This is a genomic window from Methanobrevibacter sp. TMH8 (genome assembly GCF_020148105.1).
Lineage (GTDB): Archaea > Methanobacteriota > Methanobacteria > Methanobacteriales > Methanobacteriaceae > Methanobinarius.
In genome coordinates, this window is sequence record NZ_JAHLZE010000001.1 from 1 (window position 1) to 12,140 (window position 12,140).

The 12,140-nt window shown below is 25.0% G+C and carries 12 protein-coding genes; all 12 read right to left on the reverse strand.

Annotated features, from left to right (window positions below):
* The coding region (locus KQY27_RS00005) for a V-type ATP synthase subunit K (RefSeq protein ID WP_224424529.1) at positions 1-200 on the reverse strand (200 nt) is incomplete at its 3' end.
* A 195-nt stretch (positions 201-395) separates the two neighbouring features.
* Complete coding sequence (locus KQY27_RS00010) at positions 396-2,435, reverse strand: V-type ATP synthase subunit I (RefSeq protein WP_224424530.1); 2,040 nt, start codon at positions 2,433-2,435, stop codon at positions 396-398.
* A gap of 10 nt (positions 2,436-2,445) precedes the next feature.
* Positions 2,446-2,760: an ATP synthase archaeal subunit H gene (ahaH, locus tag KQY27_RS00015; protein WP_224424531.1), complete on the reverse strand. Its 315-nt coding sequence runs from the start codon at positions 2,758-2,760 to the stop codon at positions 2,446-2,448.
* A gap of 540 nt (positions 2,761-3,300) precedes the next feature.
* Positions 3,301-3,972, reverse strand: coding sequence for an SdpI family protein (locus KQY27_RS00020; protein WP_224424532.1), 672 nt, complete (start codon positions 3,970-3,972; stop codon positions 3,301-3,303).
* 106 nt (positions 3,973-4,078) lie between these two features.
* Positions 4,079-4,441 carry a hypothetical protein gene (locus KQY27_RS00025; RefSeq protein ID WP_224424533.1) on the reverse strand — a complete coding sequence of 121 codons (363 nt, stop codon included), beginning with the start codon at positions 4,439-4,441 and terminating at the stop codon, positions 4,079-4,081.
* A 236-nt stretch (positions 4,442-4,677) separates the two neighbouring features.
* Positions 4,678-5,022 (reverse strand): hypothetical protein, encoded by a 345-nt coding sequence (locus KQY27_RS00030; protein WP_224424534.1) that lies wholly within the window; start codon positions 5,020-5,022, stop codon positions 4,678-4,680.
* 95 nt (positions 5,023-5,117) lie between these two features.
* A complete protein-coding gene (locus KQY27_RS00035; RefSeq protein ID WP_224424535.1) occupies positions 5,118-5,627 on the reverse strand; it encodes a nitroreductase family protein in 510 nt (169 codons plus the stop codon).
* A 631-nt stretch (positions 5,628-6,258) separates the two neighbouring features.
* The gene (locus tag KQY27_RS00040) at positions 6,259-7,296 is read right to left on the reverse strand and encodes a hypothetical protein (protein WP_224424536.1); all 1,038 of its coding nucleotides are present in this window, start codon (positions 7,294-7,296) and stop codon (positions 6,259-6,261) included.
* A 213-nt stretch (positions 7,297-7,509) separates the two neighbouring features.
* Positions 7,510-8,595 (reverse strand): peptide-methionine (R)-S-oxide reductase MsrB, encoded by a 1,086-nt coding sequence (gene msrB / locus KQY27_RS00045; RefSeq protein ID WP_224424537.1) that lies wholly within the window; start codon positions 8,593-8,595, stop codon positions 7,510-7,512.
* A 504-nt stretch (positions 8,596-9,099) separates the two neighbouring features.
* Positions 9,100-9,954, reverse strand: a complete 855-nt coding sequence (locus KQY27_RS00050) for a citryl-CoA lyase (protein ID WP_224424538.1) — start codon at positions 9,952-9,954, stop codon at positions 9,100-9,102.
* 229 nt (positions 9,955-10,183) lie between these two features.
* The gene (locus KQY27_RS00055; protein WP_224424539.1) at positions 10,184-11,110 is read right to left on the reverse strand and encodes a fumarate hydratase; all 927 of its coding nucleotides are present in this window, start codon (positions 11,108-11,110) and stop codon (positions 10,184-10,186) included.
* A 69-nt stretch (positions 11,111-11,179) separates the two neighbouring features.
* Positions 11,180-12,058, reverse strand: a complete 879-nt coding sequence (locus KQY27_RS00060; RefSeq protein ID WP_224424540.1) for a U32 family peptidase — start codon at positions 12,056-12,058, stop codon at positions 11,180-11,182.
* Positions 12,059-12,140: the final 82 nt, after the last annotated feature.

Genomic DNA, 12,140 nt, shown 5'->3' on the forward strand with positions numbered 1-12,140 from the left:
AAGAAACCATAAATAGCCTGAGTTTCTGGTAATGCAGAGAAAATAATACCTTGAGCAAACATACCCTTATCTTCTGCTACAGCACCTACACTTCCAGCTGCTGCCATTCCTTGACCTAAACCTGATCCTAAACCTGCGAATCCAATAGCTACTCCCGCACCAATTGCTGCAAGAGCAGTACCCAATGCAATGTCTACCATAATCTTTATCTCCTTTATTTATTTTATTATTTAAAATATAATTTTTATACAATTAATATAATTAAATTAACATATATTGAAAATTAACATATATTGATTAATTTATTTAATATGAAATATTTAATATGATTATAAATTTAATAAATTTAGTTAATAATATTATAAATATTAATAAAATTTATTTAATTTGAAATATTAGTCATCTTTTATTTTTGTGAAAGTTCTTTTTGCACTAAAAGGATTGAAATTATTTTTCCCACCCATAAAGAATTGAGCGAAAAATTCAACATAATTCAAACGAAGTGCATTGATGAAGCCACCCAATACTTGGAACATAAAGTTTACTATATGTCCAAACAGGAATACAAATATTGCAATTATAATTCCAATACCTGGAACCATCCCATTTAGCATTTCTGCTAAAATATTAACAGTCATAGCAATTCCACCAGTAGCTAAACAAAGTGCTAAAAGACGAGCATAGGACAAGATATCTCCCATAAATGAGAATATATCCATTATTCCATAAGCACCTCCACCCCATAAAAGTAATATTATACTTAAGGCTATTAGTGCTCCACCAAGACCCATACCAATAATACCAATTCCTGGCATGATAAATCCAAGTACAAGGAAAACAATACCTGCTTCTAATACAAACCACACAATTTGAGATGTAATAGCTTCTTTTTTATTACCATATCTCCAATTGTTAATCATACCTAAAATGAAACCTATATTTGTATAGATAACACCTACAATAAGTGCCATTATAAGTATATTTTGAGGTTGTTTAAATGCATCTATAGCAGGAATAACTGTTGGAAGGTTAAATCCTAAGAATCTTGGAACAAAATCTCCAATGAATCCTCCAGTTAAAAGTCCCAGTATAATTGCCCATATACCACACATCATGAAAATAGCACCAAAACTTCTCATAGTATTATTGACTTTACCCATACCTCTGTATAAAATAAAACCAATTAATGAAACAAAAATACCATAAAAAGCATCAGTTAAATTAAAACCAAAGAAAAACGGCAAAGTAATAGCTACTAAAATTGTAGGATCTATCTCATTATATTTTAATGGAGCATACATATCTACAATTACTTCATATGGTTTTGCATACCAGTTATTATTATGTAGAACAGGAACATCAGAATCATCTTCACCAATTTCTTCAGCCTCAACAACAGCATATCCATCACTATATTTATTAATAACTTCAGTAACTTCAGTAACCTCTTTTAAAGGAACCCATGCTTCAAGCATAGTTGTATTATTGGTCTGACCAAAAGTAGCAAAGATTTCATTTCTTTCTTTTTCAATTTCTAACTGTTCTTTTAAAACTAAAACATCTTGATCATACTTATCAGCGATCTTTTTAAGTTCATCAAAAAGTTGATTTCTTTCTTTCTCTATTTCAGTAATTCTTGATTTTGAAGAATTTATTATATCTTGTGAATTTCCTTCTAATCCACTAACATCATATTTTTCAAATTCAAATTTTCGAAGTAGAGAGTAAATTTCTTCTTTATATTCATTTGAAGTAATCACAATAAGAATTTCAGAGGAATCATTATTCTTCTTATTTTTTTTACCTTCATTATTTTTTATAACATTAGAGTCTTCTAATATCTGTAAATTATCAGTTACATTTTTTGCTTCATCTTTAAATTTCAAAGCATTATCAACATCAATCCTTCCAACAAGCGTAGTTGTGTACTTACTATCACGTAAAAGAGATAAATCTATATTAAAATTACTTAATTTAATAGCTAATTCTTTATTGGATTCAAGTTCACTTTTTTCACTATCAAGCGCTGAAATCTTATCTTCTATAACCTTTGTTTGCGACTCTATCTCATCGAGAACTGATTCTGCATTATTTATTAAGCTTTCAGTATCTAATTTATCCACTTTTTTCTTTTCAGGAATTACAGGACTTACAAAAGACATTACCATATCTTTAATACTTCCTTTTCCTTCAAGAACATTTCCAAAGGTTTCAGATAAACCAGTGGCTTTCATTAAAAGTGAAGAAATCTTTCCAGTATTTGAAGTTGCTTTTGAAGGTGATAAAAGTTGTGCCCATTCAGGATTTTGTTGAATACGTTCAGAAATATCATCAATTTGAACAATACCTTTTTCATGTAGTCCACTAACTACTTCATTAGTGTATTGGTCTAATGTTATTATCTTAAGCTTACGCATCCTCTCTGTTTGGAACATTCATCTCACACTACAAAATATTTTTAACAATAAATGAAGCAGCTTCATCAACATTAGCCATAGACTTGTCTTTAATTGACATTACATCATTTTTGGCTTTAGCTGTTATAGAATTAGCTTCTTTTCTTGCATTTTCTTCTGCTTTAAAAATAGTATCTTTAACTTCTTCATTAGCTGAGTTCTTAGCTGTCTGGATCATCTCATCAGATTTAACTTTAGAATCTTCAATCATTTCAGTCGATTTGACTTTAGAGTCTTCAATTAATTGATCAGCATCGTTTTCAGCCTTTTTAATTTGTGTAATAGCTTCCGATATCGCTGTCATAATTAACCACCATGGTAGTTGAAAAATATATTATACATAATATATATCTTTTTCTACTTGCCCCCAGTAGAAAAAACAGACAAATAAATTAATAAAATAAGATTATATTTTATTAACAAATAAAAGCAATAAATAAAGGGTTATTAATAGAAAAAATTAGAGGAATATTGAGGAAATTGAAAAAAAAAATAGATTGAAAAATAAAATCTTTGATAATAACTATAAAATGATTAAAAGAAAAAAATATTCTTAAAAAACTAAATATAAAGAAAATAGCGAAAATATAATTTAAATAAAAAATTGAAAAAAGAAAATCTTGAAAAATATATAAAAAATTTAAAGTTAACTAAGATGGAAAATATATCAGTATATTAATAAAATTTCATAAAATATTGAATTTTAGAAAAAATAAAAAATATATACAAATATTTTTAATAATGCAAAATTAACATATGAAATTTGAAAATATGAAATTAATACAAAATTATACAGAAAATCATCTAATCATTTTTATTTTCAATTAAAAGTAAATTTAACTAATTAATTTGTTATATTTTTATATTCATAATAAGAATAAATTATTGGAACAATTGCAGCTAAAAATATAGATATAATCAAACCAATAATTGCATAAATTATGTTTTCACTAATAAAAGTAGCAAGAGAATATACTAACAATACAAATCCTGCAATCATGAAGGTATAAGAACCTAATTTATGAGTTTTTTTCCAAACTATTTCATTGTTAAGAGTCCATGGAGTTCGAATACCAAAAGTTCTATTAGGTTTGATATCTTCTATATAATAACCTATGAAAACAAATAAAACAGATAAAACAATGAATATGAAAGAAGTTATTTCAATTAATAGAGAATAATTAGATATAAATGAATTAAATTCTGTTAAAACTAATACAAATCCTATTTGAACCCAACTAATTATCATGAAAAGTATAGCTATCGCTGGAATAATTTTATCCTTAATATTTTTGTTTAAATCATTATTTCCATAATATATATAAATAATATATATAATGACTATTAAAATTGGAATGATTCCAAAAATTGGAATAAACCATTTAGAACCAAACGAATTCACAGCACCCTCCAAATTCATTTGCATAGGAACTGTATTTGGAAGTCCAAAAGTTACTAAAATTAAAGCTATTAAATTTAAAACAGCTAAAGGAAGTAAAAATTTTATAATTCGCATAAAATACCTAACTAAATCAATAAACCTAATTAAATCAATGAAAATTAGAGAAAATTTTTATTAATAATTATTTAATTATATAATTCAAATTTATAAATTTTAACAATTATTTAGGAGTTTTATAGAAAAATTTCAATAATCTTGAAGGTAATTTTTTAGCATAAGCTAAAATAGCTAAAATAGCAAAAAATGCCCCTATTATTAAGAAAATAAGATTGTATAAAGGTTGTAAGAAGGCTAAGCCAACAGCCGCAAAAACAATTCCTTCAATCATCAAGACAGCTTTATTCCATTGAGGTTTGAAAACAATGAGTGGATAAGCTATCCCTATTAAAAATAATATTGTACTTGAAGCAATTGTGTTGGATGTTAAAAATGTATTATCAAGATTGAAAAACGGCAATAACCCCCAAGTTATCATAATAAATGCAAATACGATTGAAAACTGTTGAATTCTACTATACGACAAAAAATTCCTCCTAAAATCTAAATATTTCTAATAATTTAATACAAAATATTTAATTATTAATTTAAATCAATTTAATCCTAAATTTATTTATTAAATTATTTTATATATTAAATTATTAATAATTAAATTAAATAGATATTATCATTAATATAATATATAATTTAACTATATATGTAATGTTAATGTAATTTTTTTATTATATTTCTTGTTTTATTTGGATAAAAAGCATTATGATATTAGTAATTAATATCCTTAATATCATCAAATTCAACATAGTTCCCCTCTTCATCCTTTGATTCCGTGGTGATAAGAACTATTTTTGATCTTTTAAACAGATAAAAAAGAAAATAAGCTATATATAATAGACATACAAGATACAATATCCAAGAATTATAACTAACAATGAATAGTATTAACCCTAAAAACAAAACATGGAAATACCAAATTCCAAAATTCCTTTTTTTAGCTATTATATGTTTTGCATCAGAAGACATAATTTTATAGCCATTATCAATGAAAGGTTTAGCTATAGATTCCATATCATCAAAATTTTTTGCTTTTAAAATAATCGGTTTAGTCATTTTTTCACAAATAAATAATCAACTAATCAAACTATATAATTTAGATATAAAATAAAAAAAATACTAATAATAAAAACTATGAAAATATATTAAAATCAGTCTTTATATACAACTAACTCATCAAAACTCTTTCTAGTAGTGTTCCTACCTTTATCATTAGGATATCCCAAAGGAGTGAATAAAACAGGTTCATATTCTTCATCAAGATCAAGTAAATCTACTGCAGCGTATTTTTTAAAGGCACCAATGAAACAAGTTCCGAGACCTTGATTACAAGCAGCAAGAATCATATGATCCATAATAATTCCTGCATCAATATCACTGATATTTTTCCCATCCCATGGCCGAGTCCAACATTTAGCTGGAGCCATAGCTAAACACAACACTACAGGAGCTTCAACAAACCAAGGTTGACTATAAATCTTTTCTAAACCTTCTTTGTGTTTTTTTGTATTAATTACATATATTTTAAAAGCTTGTGCATTGACTCCAGTTGGAGCTGATATTCCTGCTTCTAATATGTTGTCTAATTTTTCTTTCTCAACAGGATCTGGTTTATATCCTCTTACACTATAGCGTTTTTCAATAAGTTCTGAAAATTCCATAATAATTCCTTCATGAAAATATTAAAACAAAAAATTAAATTGATTAAATTAAAATTAAACTAACTAGATTAAACTAAATTAAACTAAATTAAACTAAAAGATTAAAATACAAATTATTTTATTATTAATAAAAATAAATAAAAATAAATAATAATATGATTTAGTTAAACTAAATCATTAAATTTTCTTAATTCCTCGACCTCTTTTTGTTCCACGTTTTCTATAGTGAGATTTCGGCCTTGTTCTTTTATTGGTTCCTTTTATCTTAGCCATTTATGTCACCTCCATAATAAATAATTATAAAAATTATAAAATATTGTAAAAATTAGCTATAAAATAATCTCAAATTTTTAGCATAAATATTTATTTTCAACATTTCATTTAAAGATTTCTATTTTCATATCATTTTTAATATAGTTTATTTAATTAAAACTAATTAAATATTATTATAAAATTATGATTGAAGATTTATATAAATTATAATTATATATCCACTATTATTATAATATAGTAAAATATCTAAAAAAATCTACAATATCTAAAAAATATAAAATTTCAAAAAATAAGTATTGATAAATAAAATATATAAAAAAATATTATAATATAATATTATGTAAAATATTATGTAAAATTAATCCAACCAATATCCAACTTTCTTATATGCATAAAGATCACATTGATATTCACTCCATTTCCAGTTTAAAACATGGCCCAACTCATGATAAACAACAAATGGATCTTTATATGCAATAATAACTTTTGTAGCTTTGTAACCATTATTATAAGTAATTCCTAAAATATAATTACTTCCAGCATATCCTTCATAAACTTTTACATATTTACTTAAGACATTAATACTTTTTTGATAAGAGTTTATAGGATTAGAATAATAATATATTTTAGTTGGGTTATTCATTAGTACAGTTCCATTCCAACGAACATAAACTGGAATAGATTTTATGTATAAACTTTTTTTAACTATATTGCCTATAGAATCATAAGCATAAACTGTAATATTCAAATTTCCAATTTCTTTATAGCTGATTTTTCCATTGAAAGTCCAGTTCATAGCATTATGATTATTATAACCTTGAGTATTATTTTTATAAATAGAATTTGATTTAAAATAAATAATTTTGCCTCTAACTTTTGCAATCACTTTTTTCGAAGTTTTATCCGTTATAACTTCAATATGAAATGGATTACCTGCTTTAATACTTTTTACATTAGATTTCAATGAATATAATTTAGGAGGAATATTATCTACTTTAAAATATTTGTTTTTTTTATAAATATTATTTTTATAAGTAGTAGCTTTAATAATTATATTATATTTTCCTGTTTTATAGCCTTTAGTTCTTAAATTGTAATACCATACATTATTATTACTTTTCTTAAGTTTATAAGTACCTTTTCCTGAAATACGAGTATAAACATTTTTTACAGATTTAGTTGTAGTGACTTTTATTTTAATTTTATTTCCAGATTTAAAAGTAGATTTAGTTGTAGATATATTTTTAATAGGATTTGGAGATATTTTAATAGATTTTGAAGAAATAGAAGATTTATAGCTAGAATCAGAATGTTTAACTTCAGCTCCAAAAACAGTTCCACTAATTAGCAATACTGAAAATACTAAAATTAAAACAACAAATATCTTTTTAAACATCTAAACACCCAACATACCCCTCTGATATAATTTAAATCATAAAAGTAAATAATATATATATATATATATATATATGAATTTTATTTTATATTAAATTTTTTATTGATTTTTTACTATAAACTTATTTTTAATTTAATATCTTTTATTATTATCTTTTATTCTTATTTTTTTATATTATTTTTTATTTTTATTAATTAAATTATGTTAAAAGTATTATTTTTTAAATAAATAGCTATATTCACCATACCCTTCTTTTTCCATATCAGAAGCTGAAATGAATCTTAAAGATGCTGAATTAATACAATATCTTTTTCCACCTCTTTCAGAAGGACCATCATCAAAAACATGTCCTAAATGAGATTTAGCTATCTTACTTTTTAATTCTGTTCTAACCATTCCATGAGAAGTATCTTTACTTTCAGACATAATATCTTCATCAATAGGTTTTGTAAATGATGGCCAACCACATCCTGAATCAAACTTATCAATAGAAGTGAATAATGGTTCTCCACTAACTACATCTACATAAATACCTTCTTCCACAAAATTATTGTATTTACCAGTTCCTGGTGCTTCAGTAGCATTATTTTGAGTAACATCATATTCAATAGGAGAAAGTTCTTTTAACTTTCTTTCTTTTTCTTCTTCACTAAAGTCCTCATAACCACATCCCCCTATATCATAATCATCAATAAGTTCAGAACTTGTAGATTCAATTTCTAAAATATCTTCAGGAAGTTTGCTTAAATCAATATGACAATATCCTCTTGGATTTTTCTCTAGATATTTTTGGTGATATTCCTCAGCATCATAAAATGATTCAAGAGGTTTAACTTCAGTAACAACTGCCTTATTAAATTCCTTTTGTTTCAACTGTTCTTCGCCAAGAACATTATTTATAATAGATAAGTCATTCTCAGAACTTTCAGACTCATCAGTAGAATAATAAATTCCAGTACGATATTGTTTGCCGATATCATTTCCTTGTTGATTTAGTGTAGTAGGATCGATAATTTTAAAGAATTTTTCAAGTAAGCCCTTGAGAGAAATAATATTTGGGTCATAATCAACTTTTACAGTCTCAGCATGTCCAGTGTCAAGACTACAAACTTCTTCATAGCTAGGATTTGGGATTATTCCATTTGCATAACCTACTGTTGTTTTAGCTACTCCTGGAAGCCTTGAAATATATGCTTCAATTCCCCAAAAACATCCTCCTGCAAGATAAATAGTCTTTAACTTATCTTTATCAAATTTTATATTTTTATTAGGATTATCAGGCATTTTATTTCTTAACATAGTTATCATTCTCCTTAGACTCAATAAGTGAAAATTACACTAATACTAAAAAATTATATTAAATAAATATATCCTCTCAACAAACATGATTTAATAAAATATTATTTATTATATTTGTATAAACAAGTAAATAATTCTTTTTATTTTATAAAATAATAAATAAAAGTAAAAAAATAATATAAAAAATAAGAATAAAAGATAATAAATTAAATAATCAATCCATAAAGATTAAAAATAAGATAAAATATAATATAAACTATAATATAAACATAGAAAATTAAATAATAAATGAATAAAATTAAGAATTAAAAATAAGATAAAATATAATATAAGATATAATATAAATATAGAAAATTAAATAATAAATGAATAAAATTAAGAATTAAAAATAAGATAAAATATAATATAAGATATAATATAAATATAGAAAATTAAATAATAAATAAATAAAAATTAAAAATAAAAAATAAAAGATAGAAAATAGAAAAATAGAAAATTATATTTTTAATCTAAATGTTTATCTTCATATCCACAATATGAAATATCATCTATATTGCAAAATTTTCTAAAACCTTCTTTTTGCGTGATTTCTTCATTTACATGGGCAAGTATTCCTGGAATCCTACCAATCATGAAAATTCCAAGACCTAAAGAACTAGAAAATCCCATATCTGAAAGAATTGCTCCATTAGCACCATCTATATTGATGTGAATTCCTTTTTTTTCAAATAGAATTTTTTCAATAGCTAATGCTAATTTAGTGTGTTTACCAATGAAATCCTCTTCTCTAACTATATCCATTAATTTAGCCCCTCTAGGATCTTTAGTATGATATCTGTGGCCAAATCCTGGAATTTTTTTATTATCATTCAAATAGATATCTACAATATCATTAGCTATCTCATCAATTGAATTATCAAAATCTTTTGAATTAACATAGTTTTCAAAGTTATAAACATCAAAAATATCATCATTTAATGCTTCTTGGAATAAGCTCATAGAGTCTTCAATAGCTCCTGCATGTTTTTTACCAAAAGATAATAATCCTCCAGATAAAGCAACATTTAATGGAGATCCAGAAGAAGCAATTAATCTTGAAGTTTGAGTACTTGGAGAAGTTACACCATGATCACAAAAAGATATTAATACATGATTGAACATTTTAGACTCTTTAGGAGAAGGTAAATCTCCTTTTAAGAGCAAGTAAACCATATCAGGAAAAGTGATATTAGCTATTAAATCCTCTTGAGAATATCCCCTAGTAACTATTTTATTAGACTCAATATCAGTAATAGCTGTTTTTATCTTAGATAGGTCATTGTTAATAGAGTTTTCTTTAATTTTATCCCCATTAGTCATAAATATCCCTCAATAAATATTTTATAATTTTTATTTTTTTTCTAAATAATATATTATTGTAATATTCTAAATAAGTAGTATTTAAAGTATTTTATTATTTTAAAAAATATATTATTATAATATCCTAAATAAGTAGTATTTGAGTATTTTATTATTCTATAGAAAAAAATATTATTATAATATCCTAAATAAGTAGTATTTAGAGTACTTTTTTATTCTAAATAATTAATCAGATATAATTAATTTCAACAGTAGCTACTCTTGGTTCAACAAAACAACATGGACGAGTAGCTAAAATTCTAACTCCACTTGCTCTTTGAGGACCTATTTTTATAAAAGATCCAAGAGAAGTTGTCTTTCCACCAAGACCCATAGGCCCAATATTAGTTTTATTTAGCTCATCAGTTATATATTTTTCAATATCTGATTGATTATCTAAATTTCCATAAATCATCGATTTAATCAATAGAGAATTAGCTTCAAAATGAGTTCTCCCAATCCCAATAGCTGGAATACTAGGAGTGCATCCCAAAAGAGCTAAATTTTCTTTTAATCTATCTATTGCCACATTTAAAACTTCTTTAGAGTCTCTTTTATGGAATACTCTATAAGTATTAGCTCTGATTTCTGGGCCACCACCTAATAGTAAGAGATGTATTTTACTTTTATTATCTAAATCATTATAGTCTTCTAAATTGCCATATTGATCTAAATTGCCATGTTCTTTTAAATTATCATATTTTTCATTATTATAATTATCAATTAAAAAAGAAGGAGGCACTAATTTCTCACTTTCATTGTATAAACCTTTTGATTGAGAAATTCTTTCTAAATCATCACCTTTTACTGTCATTGGCCTACCTGGTAAATTTTTAAGACCATTAGCTATTCCTTTTTTAATATCTTCTAAAAATTCAGAAGAAATTATAGTATCTTTACCAAGTTCAATGAAAACATGAGGAATTCCAGTATCATCACATAAAGGAATTTTATTTTTATTAGCTATTTTAGCATTTTTTAACATAAGTTCAAGTGCCCAAATTGCATTTTCATTAGTTTCTACATCTATAGCTCGGTTGAATGCATTTAGCCTATCTTTAGGATAAGTTGTACTTGCCTTTATTAAAGCATTTTCTATTTTTGATGATAAATTCATAGTATCTTATTGGATTATTATAAAAAATGAGACATATAGATTTTTAATAATTTAAATATTCATAATATCCTATTTAGAAGCAATAGCTTCAGGATAATATCTTTCAATCATATTTTTAACTAATTCTACTTGTTTTACTCTTTGTATAGCTTCTTTATCAGTAGTATCCCAGCTGTGATGCTTAGCTATTGAACCACCAGTTTTTAAATAAACTGGAGAAGCAACCTTAATTATTTCTGGAACTTCATAATGACGTATAAATCCACCAGTTGACTTTGGATTTTCAGTATGGATATCTATTGGAATATCAATAGCTTCTCGTAAACTAGCAATCATAGGAATAGATAAATCACGAACAGGATTGAAAGAGTCTAGCCCTATATCTTCAAAAAGCTTTGCAGACGCAGGGTTTCCGGCCCCAGCATGAGCAGAAAGTTTGAATTTAGTGTCATTAGCTATTTCTCCATTTTTTTCATCTCTCATTTTAGCTAATGCCCAAAGTAATCCTTCATCATAAACAACTATTCCCCTAACTCCTAAATCAATAGCTCTTTTTACATCTTCAATTGCATAAACTAAATTATCATATCCACGAAGACGATAACCAATTCTAGAACCTTCTTTTGTTTGAGCAGTTGCACTAGTATCATAAACAGCTCTTGGACCAACACTTAAAAATAAGTCGATTTTAGAGTCATTAGCTAATGAAACCATTTCTTCAATTTCTTCATCATTGAGAAACATGATTCCTTTTGTTTGAGTTGCTCTATGTATTCTGATATTTTTATCTTCACAGCTAGAAATTAGAGATCTTAATGCTGAAGGACTTTGAATTCCAGGAACTTCAAAACGATATTGAGCACCATCAGAAAATCTTTTATTAGAGAAATAATTACAATCTGACTCATTTATTCCTATTTTTTTAAGAGAAAGCTTAGTTTCTTTCATTATTACTACCTATGATTTTTTAAAATATTTAATTAAATTAATATAATAAATTTTTAATTAAGTTCATATATATTTCATATAT